This is a genomic window from Paenibacillus sp. MER 99-2 (assembly GCF_023714095.1).
In the GTDB taxonomy this organism is placed as follows: domain Bacteria; phylum Bacillota; class Bacilli; order Paenibacillales; family Paenibacillaceae; genus Paenibacillus.
The window spans coordinates 2308162-2324434 of the sequence record NZ_JAMAUZ010000001.1 but is presented as its reverse complement, the minus strand read 5'-3'; the positions used below and the strand labels follow the sequence as shown (position 1 = coordinate 2324434).

Genomic DNA, 16273 nt, shown 5'->3' with positions numbered 1-16273 from the left:
CATGATATAATGTAGCTGTTTCCGCATATCTCTTTTATTATCGGAGAGATGAATCAAGCTGTACTTGTAATCTATACATAAGAGGGGAGAACAGTAATATGAACACTCCGCACATAAGAAACTTTCCAACACAAGCCGTGTTTATAGACCGTGATGGCACGATTGGAGGTTCAGACCAGATCGAATATCCTGGCGAGATGCAATTGTTTGATGGTGTCGCAGAATCAATCAGCACTCTGTCACAGCATGGGTTCGAGTTATTTGGTTTCACAAATCAGCCTGGTATAACAGCAGGGCATTCCACGGTCGAAGCTTTTCAACAAGAAATGAAGCTCTTCGGCATCGAGCATACGTATGTGTGCCCTCATCCGGCTCACGCACAGTGTGAATGTCGCAAACCGAGACCGGATATGTTAATCCAAGCAGCAGAAGATCATCATCTGAATCTCGAACAATGTATTGTCATTGGCGACCGTTGGTCAGACATGGTTGCTGCACGTGCTGCAGGGTGTCTATGCGTCCTCGTTAGAACTGGTGCAGGTATGCGTGCGTTGCAGGAAGATCGGTCTCGATGGGAGACAATGGAAGCGGACTATGTAGCCACTGATTTTAACGATGCGGTGAAATGGATTGTCCAGAGAAGGGTTCAACCACCTCAAGATATAGTTATTCGTCAAGTTGCTTCCGAAGATGCGGCAGCTCTTTTAGAGCTGCACCGGGCTTTGGATCGTGAGAGTATGTATATGCTCTATAATCCGGGAGAGCGTAAGTCAACCATTCAAGCACAGGCGCGTTTCATAGACCAACTAAATGAATCACCGAACAGTACGACCTGGCTTGCAGAACATCAGGGCAGAGTCATTGGTCATCTTACTGTCATTGGAGGTGGCGCCGAACGGATTCGTCATCAAGCGAGTATCGTTATTGATGTGCGTAAAGCTTATGCTGGACGAGGCATTGGTACGCGTCTTATGGCAGCATTGGAGATGTGGAGATCAAGTGCAGGTATAACTCGACTTGAATTGACAGTCATGAGCCATAATCACACAGCGATCGGATTGTATCACAAGATTGGTTTTGTACAAGAAGGAAAGAAAGTGAAATCTCTTCTGGTCGAGGGTGCGTATGTTGACGAATATATGATGAGCAAGCTGTATGAGCGTGATGCAGATTAATTTAACTTAACTTCATTGGACTAGAGGACTGCCGCTCACCTTTGTACACATCGTCGTAATTTCTATTGACATGGACAGCCCTATCCGCAGTTTTGCGTCCGCACCTCCATGGAATACCTATCGCAAAACTGTTATACTGAAATATGCGTTTTGTAAACAGAACGTAAAATTTCGGATAAGGGTTGAAAACGACCATGTATAATTCTAAACACGAACGGATAACATCACGCACATTATTTGTCGTGTTATTTATCCTCTTGCTACTGAAGCTCACGCTTTTGCGGTATTTCTTTTTCCAAGGCCTCTCTGGCATTGGTTTTCTCACAGATACGCTGGGTGCTCTAACGGTGGTCTGTGTGCTTGATTTAATTGTACCCAAGAGCTGGAAACGCATCGTATACGGGGGCTTTAACCTGAGTTTCTCTCTCGTGCTGTTTGCCGCAACGTTATATAACGTGCATTTTAGCTCAGTACCCACGTACACTGCACTCAGCGAATTAGGGCAGGTGGCTCAAGTACGAGGTAGTATCGGCCCACTCATTCGACCTGTGCACTTTACATTTTTTGCGGATATCGTGCTTGCGTTGCCACTATGGTTTATCCTGCGCTCCAGACGTAATTCCCGTAGTCATGGAAGTTACAGCAACAGCGGGCTGAGCTTTGGAAGAAGCCGTAGAAGATATTGGGGTAAGGTGGGCGTTGCTCTTACGGCTGCGTTTAGTATCGTTCTGTCAGGCAGCTTTATTGTCAAAGGAGAGACGATTGATAATGAACTGGTTCGAGCAGAAAATCTTGGTTTTCTTAACTACCAGGTGTCCTCTGCCATTCTGACGAGCAAAGAAAACGAAGCCATTGCCAATGGCAATATTAATGAGACCATTGCCAAGATCAATCAATTAGTAAGTCAATATCCATATCAAGATAAAACAAGTCAGGGCTCTGCAGTTAAAGCGAAGTATTTTGGTCAAGCTAAAGGCAGTAATTTGATTGTGCTGCAACTGGAATCTTTTCAAAATTTTCCGATTCACGCTTCACTGGATAGTCAAGTGTTAACGCCAGTGCTCAATGAATTAGCAAGTGAAAGCTATTATTTCCCTCATTTCTTCCAACAAATTGGTCAAGGTAATACATCGGACGCTGAGTTTATGTCGAACACATCGATCTATCCTACTGGCGTGGTTCCCATGTCTGCCGGATATAGTGACCGCGATCTACCTAGCTTACCGAAATTGCTTCGCGAGCGTGGGTATCAGTCGGAGACGTTTCATGGTAATGATGTGACGTTCTGGAACCGGAACAAGATGTACCCTGCGATTGGATTCGATCGGTATTTCGACAAGCCAAGCTTCAAGAATGATCGATTTAATGATTTTGGCCCATCGGATGAAGAGTTGTATCGTGTTGGTGTAGAGAAAATGACTGCACACCAAGCTGCGAACGAACCGTTCTACGCGCAGTTTATTACAGCATCCAGCCACTCACCTTTTAAAGTCCCAGCTGATCGGGCACGAATTACTGTCCCTGAGACAATTACGAACACATTGCTACATGATTATTTGCAAGCTATCAATTATACCGATTATGCGGTTGGGCAGCTCATTAATGAATTAAAGGCAAGTGGACTGTGGGACAATACAACGTTAGTCATTTATGGTGATCACTTCGGTCTGCCAGCAAATGATGAGATCACGAAGCAGATTCAAGACAATCTTCATGTGCCGTATGATGGAAATGTGAGTCGTTTCAACATCCCACTAATCATCCACACACCTCAGCAGTCTAAAGGGCAAGTGGTTGAACAGCCTGGAGGTCAGTTGGACATCATGCCAACGGTGCTGAATTTGATGGGCGTATCGTTGCAGGAAGAGCAGTTTACAGCTTTTGGTCACGATCTGCTGAATATGGACCATAATGCATTTGGCATTCGCTATTATTTGCCGACTGGCTCATTTGTTAATAATGAAATCATGTTTATACCTGGTGCTGGCTTCGATGATGGGAAGGCATATTCAATTAAAACGTATGAACCCGTCACCGATCTGGAGCCATATCGCGCCGACTATGAGCATGTGCTGAGCTTAATGAAGCTGTCGGATGAGTATGTGAAGCTATTGCCTAAACGGGCACCCTAATCTGAAGTGTTCTCTATCATATAGAAACGTCACCAGCATTTAGTCTGGTGACGTTTTTATTATTTTCATTGACCTAAATAACGGATAAGAACGAGCTTTATTTTGAAACTGTAATTATTAATGTTACAATGGTAAGAGCATTGATTTGGTGATACTTGGTTTAGATCTAATTAGAGACCTATATTAGACACAATGAGAGGAATGAATAGATATGAAATTAAGTGTGCTTGAACATGGACATATCAACGAAGGACGTACGGTGCAGGATACGCTTCAAGAGACAGTTACGCTTGCGAAGCATGCGGATGAACTTGGCTTTTCGCGTTTCTGGATGTCAGAACACCATGGTGGCGGTGCGCTCTCCTTTTCAAGTCCTGAAGTCATGATTGCACATGTCGCTGCTCATACCGAGCGGATTCGGGTAGGATCAGGTGGTGTAATGCTCCCACATTATAGTGCATACAAGGTTGCAGAGAACTTCCGTTTATTAGAGGCATTGCATCCTGGTCGTATTGATCTCGGGATTGGTAGAGCACCTGGAGGCATGCCGATTGCAAGTCGAGCTCTCAATGAGGGGAAGTCCTCTAACGTGCAATTTTTCCCACAACAGATCGCAGATCTGGGAGGTTACTTTCATGAGCAATTATCAGAGGATCATCGCTTCGCTTCCCTAGTGGCTGCTCCATCTGTGCCGACAGTGCCAGAGGTATGGTTGCTTGGTTCTAGCTCTGAAGGGGCAAGAATTGCAGCCGCGCAAGGAACGGCGTATGCGTTTGCTCAATTCTTTGGCACACCAGGTGGGGAAGAAGCAATGAAGCATTATCGTCGACATTTCAAACCGTCGATCCTTAATGATCGACCTCATTCTATGATTGCTGTCTCTGCGTTCTGTGCGGAGACTGAAGAGGAAGCGGCTGAGCTTGCTCGAAGCAATGAGCTTTTCTTCTTGCGATTAGGTCGTGGGCTGGAACAGAGCTCATTCCCATCATTAGAGACGGTTCACAACTATCCTTATACTGCAATGGAAATGGAGCAGATTCGCCAGCGTCGTTCATTCTCAATCGTAGGTACACCGGATCAGGTGAAAGAGAAAATTACAGCAATGGCTGAGCGGCATGAAGCCGATGAAGTGATCATCGCCTCAGCCATTCATTCATTTGACGCACGTCTTCGCTCATTCGGCTTGATTGCAGAAGCCTTCGGCTTAAAGAAGGATTAAGCGAATTCGTCGGGAATGTAATAGTAGTTGAGAATAGATAGGGAAGTATGTGTTCTGAAAATTCGTTCATTAGAATTAAGGAGATGGGGTAAGGCTAGATAATTTCGGTTGAATCCCATCTCTGATTATGAGATATCGTCAGGTGTTCAGCTTAATCCTAATGGGGCTCTGGTAGTAACCTCGATAAGAGAGGAAGGATTCACATTCGTAGATGCGTTATAAGTGATATTCATGGCTGTTACGACGAATTCAATGCTCTGCTTCACCATGTGAGCTATGATTCGGTTCAGGATGAATTAATTTTGCTTGGAGACTATGTGGATCGAGGGCTCAAGAGCAGACAGGTCGTTGATCAGATCATAGAGCTACAGCAACGTCATTCTATCATTGCGCTGAAGGGAAATCATGATGCGATGATGGTTAAAGCGTTGACCAATGATAACAAGGAATACGATAGCCACTGGATTCGCAATGGTGGTTTACAGACACTTGGTAGTTATGTAAACTATGCAACAGCATGGGACGAAAATGAATTTGACTGGAATGCCTATGATGAAGCCAAAGTGTGGGTACGCAACCACTATAGCCATCATCTTCAGTTTCTGGATCAACTTCCGTTGGTGTATGAAATTCCGGGTTATGTGTTTGTACATGCAGGGATTAATCCAGACGTAACGGATTGGCGTAAGCAGCCAGAGAGTGACTTTATGTGGATTCGGGAACCGTTCTATTCCAGACCTACGGCAATTGAGGAAACGGTGGTCTTCGGGCATACGCCTGTGAAATATTTGCATGATGAGATGGGCATTTGGTTCTCCTCAACGGGTGATAAGATTGGCATCGACGGTGGATGCGCCTATGGTGCTCAACTGAACATGCTCACAATTAGTGAGGATGGCAGTCTACAGACGTTCTTTGTGAAAAATAGAGAGAATGCAGAGGACGTGGAACTTTAACGTATGAGCATTGCTTATCTAGGTTTCATATGCTAATTTATAAGTTTATGTTATGTCACTATACATACGATAACAAAGCTGAGGGGAATGAACTACATTTTGGCTATTTATAATCTGGATCAATTGCAGCATCATATTTTACTCTGTAACGGTGGTACCTGTATGCGTAACGAGGGGGAGGAAGTTACCCAGGCTGTGCGAGATGAGATCAAGAACCAAGGGGCAAGTGAATTTATTCATACGACACGAACACGTTGCAATGGACGCTGTGATGATGCATGTGTGACGATTGTGTACCCACAAGGGGATTGGTATGGCAAAATGACACCGGATTCAGGAAGAGCTCTCGTTCAGGCACTCTGTGAAGGTGAGCGTTTGGAAAGCCATCTCATTGCTAACGTGGCGACAACAACGGCAAAATAAAATACAGGCCTATGGTCTATAGCGTTAGGGCTAGAAAGATTGTCCTGAGAATCATTTGCAATGAATTCGCTGTAAGGGGATTGGAATTAAGCCCTTTTAACGCTATAATCAGTAAGGGTATGAATTATAAACGACATTTATTATTCTAAATCAGAATTGACGGAGGGCTATCAATATGGAAAAAGCGTTAATCTTCGGACACAAAAATCCTGACACAGACACGATCTGTTCAGCAATTGCTTATGCAGATCTCAAAGCAAAATTAGGTCATGAGGTTGAAGCGGTTCGTCTTGGAGACGTGAACGGTGAAACTCAGTTTGCACTGGATCATTTCAAGGTGGAAGCACCACGTTTGATCAAAACGGCAGCAAATGAAGTAAACAAAGTCATCCTGGTTGACCACAACGAGCGTCAGCAAAGTGTTAGTGATATCGAAGAAGTAACAGTGGTAGAAGTTATTGACCATCACCGTATTGCGAACTTTGAAACAAGCCAGCCACTGTATTTCCGCGCAGAGCCTGTGGGCTGTACTGCAACGATTTTAAATAAAATGTACAAAGAGAACGGTGTAGAGATCAGCGCGCCAATCGCTGGACTTATGCTGTCTGCTATTATCTCTGACTCCCTGTTGTTCAAATCGCCAACTTGCACAGAGCAAGATGTAGCGGCTGCACGTGAACTGGCTGCTATTGCGGGTGTAGATGCAGACAGCTACGGATTGGACATGCTCAAAGCAGGTGCTGATCTGAGTCAAAAAACGATTGCTGAATTGATCTCTTTGGATGCCAAAGAATTCGTAATGGGTCAAGCAAAAGTTGAAATCGCACAAGTCAACGCTGTTGACGTTAACGATGTTCTTGTGAAAAAAGCCGAATTGCAAGCTGCAATCGACGCAATCATCTCCAGTAAAGGTCTTGACCTCTTCGTATTCGTTGTAACAGATATCCTCAACAACGACTCTGTTGCTCTGGCATACGGAGCTTCTACTAATGCAGTGGAAAAAGCGTACAATGTAACGTTGGCTGATAGCCAGGCTCTTCTGAAGGGTGTAGTATCTCGTAAATCACAGATTGTTCCGGTTCTGACAGAAGCATTCAACAGTCTGTAATAACCGTCTGGTATAGGGTACATGATGATCATGTACATCAATCAAGCCTGTTCTGATCTGTCATAGGTCAGAACAGGCTTTTATTATGAAGGAGGTCATAAATGTGATTAAAAATGAAAAGATCAAAGCATCGGAAGTCCATGTAACTGGGATAAACGGTGAGGATCTCGGAATCATGTCTACGCGTGAGGCGCTTGCCTTGGCGAAACAGTACAAGGTGGATCTGGTCTGCACCTCTCTCATGACCAGTCCACCACCGTGCAAACTAATTGGGGCTGGAGCAGCCAAAGCAGAGGCGCAGCAGGAGAAGAAGAAATCAAGCAAATCTCCGGATAAACGTAAGGTGAAGGAGATCCGTTTAACTCTGCAAATGGAAGATCATGATCGGGATACCAAGCAAGCACAGGCAGAGCGTATCTTGAAAAAAGGGGATTCCGTGAAGCTGGTCATTCAGGTTCACGGAAGCAAAGAGGGCGCGGCTGGCAAGGAATGGGCTGAGCAGCTAAGCCAAGCCTTGGCCGAATTCGGCAGCAAAACAACAGGGGTACAAGTGAGCGGGAAACAAGTTGTAGTTCAGTTGGATCCAAAGTAATAACTCCCCAATAAGTGTATGCCGACTAGTCGATGATTCACGTTCAGGATGACGAAAGGGTAGCAAGACGTGGCATATCGTTAACTCAGTGAAACTACAATACTATTTTGTGGATTCACTGAGTTTTTGGTTTTGTTTTATTATATAGACGCAGGAGTCAACCACATGAAAAGCATCAGGTTCTCAAATAACGACTACCACCTACACGTACGTATAACTGTCCCGGTAACACAGGCGTCGATGCAGAACCTGAATTCACATTATTGCTATTTGCAAACCGTGACAGATAATAAAAATCAGGATAAATGACCGTATCCATCAGATACGCAGAGGTGCGGCTACCTGGAACGCGGAATTGATTCAAAGTGCGTATAATTTGTTCCCCGCGAGCAATACCAATACCGTGACCATAATACCAATCCTCCCGAAGTTTAATCGTATTCTCCCCTTGCCACTCAGGCGTTTCGGGAGACACATCCGGATTTTTGAAATAGAGTACATCCCCAGGGAGAGCGTCGTCACTGCCGTTTTTCTCTGTTAAACGCAGATCGCTATCGTAATGCCAGTCGAAGAGGAGCAGGTTGCGGAATAGTGAATTGAAGGCATCTTCACGGATGCTTCCAAGCACACCACCATATAATACGATGACGGTTGCAGTTGCACATTCGAAGGCGTACAAGGATCCGTTTCTCCAAATGTCGCGAATTCCCTCTGCGGGTGTAACGTTAGGTCTTAATTCAAATCCACCTTGGGCATTCAGATTCCAGTAAACGGGATTACATCTGGATTGTTCGAACGAGGCGAAGCTAACACCACTGGCATTAAGCCCCTCTGCCGCTTCGACAAGCGAAGAACGCAGTTTCCATTCAAATTGAAGATGCTCCATGGACTGATACGTATACACTTTCGAACTGTTTAGAAGTTGTTGGAGCCAGTGCCATTCAAAGGGAGTCCAGTGTGCGCGATTTAATTGAACAGGTTGATTTGCAACAATAATCATAATCGATACCTCCATATCATTCGGATGTACAGGCTTTATTTAGATGAAAACTCGTAAAAATACATGAGAATGTGATGTAGCCTATAGGCGGGTAGTTAGCGGTTCAGTTGCTTGATGGGGCTAGAACATTAAAGATGTCGATACATGCCAAAATTTCGTACGTAAAATCGTTAACAATGATAGAATTTGGGGTAACACTCTATAGATGAAGTTATGTATTGAAATAAGCTTTCATTACGAATTGGTTGGATAATTGAAAAGGAGGATAAGCGGTGTCGAATCCAATTACACAGAACCGTTTGCTGTTCGAACAACTATATACTCATGCGCCGATCGGCATTGCTGTTGCTTCACATGTGAATGGTCGTTGGCTCCAGCTCAATCCCGCCTTTTGTGAGATGTTGGGATACCCTGAAGACGAGTTAATTGATACACCAATCATACATATGATTTATGAGCCTGATCTGGATATGGATAGCTTCCGGTCTGAATTCTACGATATGACCAATGGCGTCACCATGATGTATGAAACGGAGTTCCGCCTCAAACGCAAAAATAATACACTTCTATGGGCATGCGTAAGGGCATGTATCGTCAAGGATGAGATAACGGATGAACCATTGTATTTGCTCGTACAAGCAGCTGATATTTCGAAGCAAAAAGAAGCGGAGGAGCGCTTGATCATCCAGCGCCAAAAGTTGGAGGAAAGTAGCCAAATCTCTCGCATGCTCACAGAATCAACCTTGGATATGATCGCCATTCATCATGCCGATGTTGAGCGTACTTTCAAATATATATCGCCCGCCTGCGAAAGCATGCTCGGTTATACACCGGAGGAGTTAATAGGTCAATCCGGCTTATCTGTGATCTATCCAGAGGATATTCCTCTAGTCAAGGCATATGTGTCGGGACAAGTGCAAGGTCTTGCTCCAGATCGAATCAGTTATCGTCTCCGGCATAAGGATGGATCGCCAGTGTGGGCGGATACGTTAACACAGTATGTATATGATAAGCAGGGTAATCTTCAGGAGATGATTGCCGTAACTAGAGATATGACTGCCAGCAAGCAAGAGGAGCTTCGTCAGCAGGAGTATCAGTCACTATTCGACTTTAATCCATTGGGGGTAACGTCACTTGCTCCAGATGGGAAGTTGCTTAAAGCGAATTCGGGACAGGAGCAGCTTACTGGACATACCAAAGAGGAGCTGCTAGGTGGCTCGTTTGAACATCTCATTGATCCGGTGGACCTGGATAAAACCCGTTACTCTTTTGAAGAGAGTGTGAAGGGGAAAGCTCAGAGCTATGAGATTGGACTAATTCACAAAGACGGTCAGCGCATTGAAACGAGTGTAATTAATGTTCCGATTATTCTTGAAGGACAAGTCGTAGGTGTATTTGGAATTACGAGTGATATTACGGAATCTAAACGATATGTTGAGGAAATTGAAAATTTAAGTTATGAACGTGCACTCATATTAAATGCAATGTCCGAAGGTGTCATTGGGCTTGATCGGGAGGGACATATCATCTTCGCAAACCCGGCTGCAACAGAGATGATGGACTTCTGCCCAAGTGCTACCAATGGCATGCCGTTTGAGGAGATTATATTGCAAATGCAAAGCGAAGGTATCCCTTATCCAACAAACGAAACGCCAATTGTGAAAGCTGTTCGTGAAGGACGGAGCCTGCCAAGGTCAGAGTCCGTTTTCTGGAGACAAGATGGTTCAAGCTTCCTTGCAGAATTTCAACTTAAGCCTATTATGGATCAGGGGAAAACGCGAGGAGCGGTTCTGGTCTTTCGCGATATGACAAGTGTAAATGAGATTATTCGGGCGAAGGAAGTGGCTGAGCATGCGGACAAAGCCAAGTCGGAATTCCTTGCGATTATGAGTCATGAGCTGCGCACACCACTGAATGGCATTATGGGAATGGCACATTTATTAAAGGAAACAGAACTCGATGAGGAACAACATGGATTTGCCGAGATCATCATTGATAGCGGAGAATCTTTGTTGCATATCCTCAATGAGATTCTGGATTTTAGCAAAATTGAAGCTGGCAAAATGGATCTTGCGCATGAGGCGGTCGATCTGAGAGAGATGACGGCGGGTGTAATGGAACTGTTTGCACTGCGTGCATCCGAGAAAAATATTGAATTATATTGTGAAATATCGGATCAGGTTCCTGAGCGAATAAGAGGGGACGAGACACGTATTCGCCAAGTGCTCATCAACCTCGTTGGTAATGCGGTCAAATTCACGGATAAGGGCAACATTCAAATCCATATGAATGTGAATCCAGCAGAATGTGAGAATGAGGATCGGCTTACACTGGCATTTACGGTGAAAGATACAGGAATTGGTATACCGCTTGAGAAGCAGCATCAACTATTCCAATCGTTCTCGCAGCTTGATCCTTCCATTAATCGCAAATATGGAGGCACAGGTCTGGGGTTGGCGATCAGCAAGAAGCTGGTGGAGCTTATGGGCGGTGCGATTGGCGTACAGAGTGATGCGGGTGAGGGAGCAGAATTCTATTTCACTTTGTCGCTAGAGCGCTGGAATGACGAATCTGGAGAGCTTATAGAGCAATCCGATGAAGTGAGTGAACAAACCGATCAGTCACGTCAGGCTGCGGGGATTAAAATTTTAGTGGCAGAGGATCAACAACTGAACAGTCACCTTATGGAGGAGATGCTGCGTAAGCACGGCGGTGTATGTGACATTGTAGAGAATGGTGAAGAGGCTGTGAAGGCTCTGGAACGTGAGCATTATGATCTTATCTTTATGGATATCAAAATGCCAATCATGGATGGCATCGAGGCAACCTGCAAAATTAGGCAAACCCATCCGGAAATTCCGGTCATTGCTGCCATCACTGCATTTGTTGGTGCTACAGATCGTGAAGCATGTTTGAAGTGTGGCATGCAGGATTTTATTAGCAAGCCGTTCAGTTCTCAGGAGATACGTCGTGTCATGAATACATGGGTTCCCTTTATTCGAGCTCATCAAAAAATGTTAGATAACCAATGACGAAGCAACCTAGTTAAGTAACCTATGAATTGAAACAACCTGCCCCTTAGCTTAGAGGCAGGTTGCTTTTCATTTTTTGTAGTGGAGAACTATCCATCTGAGAGGGGCTTAAAAAAACTTAAGACCATCCTCCGATTAACCCAGAGAGGGTTACACACTCATCATCTTCCAATTCTGCAATTAGCGTCAGTTCCTCTTGGTCAGTTGGGTCAACTGAGAACAATTCACGGCGTCCATCTTCATGCACAATAATAACCAGTTGGTTGCCGCTTTTTGTATCAAACTGGTACTTAACTCCGATACCAGGTAAAGGACATTCCCGGATATTCATGTAATACTGTCACCTCTTTAGCTTTTCCGTAATAAGTTTAACCGTTCACACAGTACGGATGTATTCTACTATCCCTCACAACGTTTGGCAAGTCACGATTCAAATTAACCGCATTTTATTATCCTTACGCTATATATTTTAGCCATTTCGGCGCTGTCTGACACGTCTACGACGCAATAATAACCAGATCAGCAATACAGCGATTAAAATAAGGCCAATAACAGCTGCGATAATAATATTTCGAATGTTCGGAATCTGTACAGTCAAATCCAGTGTATTCCGATTGAGTGGGGAAACGTGCCACGTTAGTGTTTTACCGCCATCTTCCACAACATCTGCGTTGGAATCCTTCGCTTTGATGGGGAGAGTTAGCTTGAAGTCGAAATTAACATCCTTTAATAACAAGTTTTTAAGAAAGCTCGGTACTTTGTTAATCTGATCTTTGATGGTTCCATCTGGCATAGATTCCATGACATCCGCTTCTGCAGTAAGGTGAAGTGTTGATGAGAACAAACCAGGTGTTGTGGATTGCTCCACCTTAATGCCTTCAGGTAAGCTTGACATATCAAAGTCAGTTGTACTGCTTTTCTCATAGTGAGTGGTGGCAGTAAGCTGCTGCGTGTCTCCCTGCTTGGTCACCTCTGCTTGGAAATTGTTCTTTTTTAACGTGTCTGCAAGCAGACCCATAAGGTTATCCTGTCCAATTTTGCCCAGTGCAGCATCGGTTACACTTAGATTCAGATCGAGATCGGATGACCCATCCAGATTGACGGTTACATGGGCTTCTCCGTTTGCGCAAGCAGTTAATACGGTTAACATTAATGTTAGTAAGATGGCAATAAATAAGTGACGTAAAGGCATACGAATCGACATCTGGTTCAACCTTTCAATGTAAAATCTTATTTCTATTTCATAGATTTATAGTATACACCGGATGTATAACAGATGAAACGTTGGGCATGGATTGCATTTTGTGATATGGTATGATTTGATCTGCATGCAAGGGGTGTCATTAAATCATTACATAAGGTTCAGCGTCGTGGGTGAGATGTGGATGCAGATACCTAGAACGTGGAATAATGAATAACATATCATCCTGAATATAGATCCATTGATTAAAATTAAAGATTTCGTATTTTTGTCAATGTTCGGTCAATTCAAAAGGCGTTTCACCGTGTAAACTGGTAGTAGTGTGTAGAATATTCGGAAGCAGGGGGGTTACATTCATGACTTACATCATTATTTTGGTTGCAATTATGGTCGTGGGAATGGTCGGAATGGGCTGGTTTTATATGGTTGTGGACAAAGACAAAAATTAGTCTGAATTATTGAATAGCATATGTAAGTAAGACAAGCTTATAAGCTGGCTTCGCGATAATGCGGGGCGGGCTTATTTGCGTTAGGTCATGTATCCATGATTACCTTACACGGTTGTGTAACAAACGTGACCTTACATGTTCTTCAATTTGACCAATGGATAAATATTTTTCGTAAAGATGGGATTTTTAGGCTGCTCTTTTGTATAATAAGGTTAGTTTAACACGGGAATCTCCCGAATTTACCGAATAGGAAAGGGTGTACATAATGAAATTTAGTGAATATTCGTATACACGTCCCGATCTGGAACACATCAAAACATCATTTCAACAATTGTTGAGTCAGTTCGAAGCTTCAGCAACAGTTGAAGAGCAAAGTGGATATATGGATCAGATTAATGCTTTGCGCAGCGATTTTGAGACACAAGCACAGCTCGTGTACATTCGTCATTCTATTGATACAAACGATAGTTTCTACAAGGCAGAGCAGGAGTTCCTTGATGAGAGCTACCCTGTCATTCAAGAATATATTACAGATTATTACCGCGCGCTGGTGAATTCCAAATTCCGTGCTGAATTAGAGCAAAAATGGGGAGCACAGCTGTTCCAGCTTGCAGAACTCTCCTTGAAAACATTCAGTCCTGAAATTATTGGCGATCTGCAGAAAGAGAACCGACTTTCTACAGAATATAATCAACTGATTGCTTCAGCCAAAATTCCGTTTGAAGGTGAAGAGCGCACATTGCCACAGCTTCATCCATTCGAGCTGTCTACAGACCGCTCCATGCGTGAGCGTGCTTCAGAAGCCAGATATACATTCATGGCTGAGCATGAAGCTGAATTTGACCGAATTTACGATGAATTGGTGAAAGTGCGTACTCAAATTGCGAAAAAGCTGGGATATCCAACGTATGTTGAGCTTGGTTACGATCGCATGAACCGTACGGATTATAATGCGGAGATGGTGGCTAATTTCCGTGCTCAAGTTCGCGATTATATCGTGCCAGTAGCATCTAAACTTAGAGAGCGCCAGCGTAGCCGGATTGATGTGGATACGTTCTATTACTACGATCAAGGCTTTAGCTTCAAGACAGGTAACCCAACGCCTAAGGGCGATGCGGACTGGATTATTGAGAACGGCAAAAAAATGTACGCTGAACTGTCCCCTGAGACAGATGCGTTCTTCCAGATGATGACTGAGAACGAGCTCATGGATCTGGTTAGCAAAAAAGGCAAGCAGGGCGGAGGCTATTGCACCTACTTGAACGATTACAAAGTACCGTTTATTTTCTCTAACTTCAACGGAACATCAGGTGACATTGATGTCTTGACTCACGAAGCAGGTCATGCGTTCCAGGTGTATGAGAGCCGTCACTTTGAGGTGCCGGAATACAACTGGCCTACCTATGAATCCGCAGAGATTCATTCCATGAGCATGGAGTTCTTCACTTGGCCGTGGATGGAGCTGTTCTTCAAGGAAGATACGGATAAATACAAGTTCGATCACCTTTCTTCCGGACTGCTCTTTATCCCTTATGGCGTAGCAGTTGATGAGTTCCAACACTTTGTCTATGCTAATCCTGAAGCAACTCCGACAGAACGCAAGCAAGCTTGGCGCAACATTGAGAAGACATATTTGCCGCATATTAATTACAAAGATAATGCGTATTTGGAGCAGGGCGGATTCTGGCATAAACAGGGTCATATTTTCTCGTCACCGTTCTATTACATTGACTATACGTTGGCTCAAATCTGTGCATTCCAGTTCTGGAAACGCAGTAATCAGGATATGAAGTCTGCCTGGGCTGATTATTTGACGCTGTGCAAAGCGGGAGGAAGCCTGTCCTTTACTGGCTTGGTCGAGCTTGCGGGTCTTAATTCTCCGTTTGAAGACGGCTGTGTCTCTTCTGTAATTGGGGATATTGAAGCTTGGCTGGATGGCGTAGACGACAAAGCTCTCTAAGAAAATCCGAAGAGTAGGTTAAATGAGGTGAAATGGTACGAAGATTAATCCACACTTGATCGGTATCGCATTCTGAGGCTAGAGCTAGAAGGGCAGGTTGGGATGTCTGTAGCTCACGAATACTCTTAGAATGCGAGGGTTATATCATGTTGTACTTAGTTCATGATCCAACGGTATTAAAACGTGTTAAGGATCTTGTAGGTGAACGGCAGGGGCATGTCGTCATGGGTGGAGTGCTTGATGGGCTTCAAGCCGGACGTGTCTATGTCGATCATCCAGATATCCTAAACAGCGTGTTTATCTGGGCGAGACATGAAATGTTTTATTGGATGGGTGATTCGAACGACTTCTTATTTCATAGACATGTGAAACAGCTGTTATCGGAGGAGCTTCTACCCGAAGCCCTGAGGGTTGGTGAAGAGATGTTGAATCTTGAAGTGCTTCCGACTCATGGAGGCAGTTGGGATTTGATCTTACAGGTGACCTTTGCAGGGAAATTAGGCGAGGGTTATCGAGTTCCGTTCACCTTTAATCAGATGAAATTTCATCATTGGTTGCAGCAACAGACTTGTTTTAATATTCCTCCGCAATATCAAGTTAGCGTGATCGATGCTACGTTGCTGGAAGAGGACACGAGTGGTGTGATCCAAAAAGAGATTTTGAAATTCTGGTACACGGTTGAGGACTTTATCCGATATGGGCTAGGAACCTGTGTCATGCTGGAAGGAGAAGTCGTAGGTACGTGTTTGTCAGTATTTGTGAGTGACGAGCATCATGAGATTGGCATTCATACGTACGACGTAGTGCATCGTGGTCAAGGTCTGGCAACAGCGCTGGCGACTTCTTATATACAGTTATGTCTTGATCGTGGTTGTATACCTCATTGGACAACCGAAGATTTTCGTAAGGATTCGATTGCGATTGCTCACAAGCTGGGCTTTGAGCAGGGAGAGGCATACCGTGTGTACTACGCACCCATTCAAGATCTGTTGAGAACCTGAACTGAATTATCAGAATTGGAGTAAA

At 44.2% G+C, this 16273-nt stretch carries 13 protein-coding genes; 10 read left to right on the top strand and 3 right to left on the bottom strand.

The genetic code is table 11. From position 1 onward, the window contains the following. Positions 1–98 precede the first annotated feature (98 nt). The 7 genes from M3636_RS10265 (at position 99) to infC (ending at position 7605) form a co-directional block, all read left to right on the top strand. The gene (locus M3636_RS10265; RefSeq protein WP_251382388.1) at positions 99–1175 is read left to right on the top strand and encodes an HAD-IIIA family hydrolase; all 1077 of its coding nucleotides are present in this window, start codon (positions 99–101) and stop codon (positions 1173–1175) included. Positions 1176–1369: 194 nt separating this feature from the next. After that, the gene (locus tag M3636_RS10260) at positions 1370–3307 is read left to right on the top strand and encodes an LTA synthase family protein (RefSeq protein ID WP_251382387.1); all 1938 of its coding nucleotides are present in this window, start codon (positions 1370–1372) and stop codon (positions 3305–3307) included. Positions 3308–3518: 211 nt separating this feature from the next. Continuing rightward, entirely contained in the window at positions 3519–4526 is a 1008-nt protein-coding gene (locus M3636_RS10255) for an LLM class flavin-dependent oxidoreductase (RefSeq protein WP_251382386.1), read from the top strand. Between the two features lie 197 nt (positions 4527–4723). Next, positions 4724–5482 carry a metallophosphoesterase family protein gene (locus M3636_RS10250; protein WP_353056290.1) on the top strand — a complete coding sequence of 253 codons (759 nt, stop codon included), beginning with the start codon at positions 4724–4726 and terminating at the stop codon, positions 5480–5482. A 99-nt stretch (positions 5483–5581) separates the two neighbouring features. Then, positions 5582–5905 (top strand): (2Fe-2S) ferredoxin domain-containing protein, encoded by a 324-nt coding sequence (locus M3636_RS10245; RefSeq protein WP_145409551.1) that lies wholly within the window; start codon positions 5582–5584, stop codon positions 5903–5905. Between the two features lie 175 nt (positions 5906–6080). Next, positions 6081–7013, top strand: coding sequence for a manganese-dependent inorganic pyrophosphatase (locus tag M3636_RS10240; RefSeq protein WP_128101609.1), 933 nt, complete (start codon positions 6081–6083; stop codon positions 7011–7013). Positions 7014–7116: 103 nt separating this feature from the next. Then, positions 7117–7605 carry a translation initiation factor IF-3 gene (infC, locus tag M3636_RS10235; RefSeq protein ID WP_128101610.1) on the top strand — a complete coding sequence of 163 codons (489 nt, stop codon included), beginning with the start codon at positions 7117–7119 and terminating at the stop codon, positions 7603–7605. Between the two features lie 175 nt (positions 7606–7780). On the opposite strand, the gene M3636_RS10230 is transcribed toward infC, so the two are convergent. After that, the gene (locus M3636_RS10230) at positions 7781–8605 is read right to left on the bottom strand and encodes a protein-glutamine gamma-glutamyltransferase (protein ID WP_251382385.1); all 825 of its coding nucleotides are present in this window, start codon (positions 8603–8605) and stop codon (positions 7781–7783) included. Positions 8606–8877: 272 nt separating this feature from the next. Here M3636_RS10230 and M3636_RS10225 point away from each other — a divergent pair, with 272 nt between their 5' ends. Beyond that, entirely contained in the window at positions 8878–11637 is a 2760-nt protein-coding gene (locus M3636_RS10225) for a PAS domain-containing hybrid sensor histidine kinase/response regulator (protein WP_251382384.1), read from the top strand. 118 nt (positions 11638–11755) lie between these two features. Here the strand turns inward: M3636_RS10225 and M3636_RS10220 are convergent, their stop codons facing one another. Beyond that, positions 11756–11968 (bottom strand): cation:proton antiporter regulatory subunit, encoded by a 213-nt coding sequence (locus tag M3636_RS10220; protein WP_056701081.1) that lies wholly within the window; start codon positions 11966–11968, stop codon positions 11756–11758. A 138-nt stretch (positions 11969–12106) separates the two neighbouring features. Continuing rightward, the gene (locus tag M3636_RS10215) at positions 12107–12841 is read right to left on the bottom strand and encodes a hypothetical protein (protein WP_251382383.1); all 735 of its coding nucleotides are present in this window, start codon (positions 12839–12841) and stop codon (positions 12107–12109) included. Positions 12842–13552: 711 nt separating this feature from the next. Between M3636_RS10215 and M3636_RS10210 the strand changes: the two genes are divergently transcribed. Continuing rightward, positions 13553–15247 carry a M3 family oligoendopeptidase gene (locus tag M3636_RS10210; protein ID WP_251382382.1) on the top strand — a complete coding sequence of 565 codons (1695 nt, stop codon included), beginning with the start codon at positions 13553–13555 and terminating at the stop codon, positions 15245–15247. Positions 15248–15393: 146 nt separating this feature from the next. Then, positions 15394–16248, top strand: coding sequence for a GNAT family N-acetyltransferase (locus M3636_RS10205; RefSeq protein ID WP_251382381.1), 855 nt, complete (start codon positions 15394–15396; stop codon positions 16246–16248). The last annotated feature ends 25 nt before the right edge of the window (positions 16249–16273 follow it).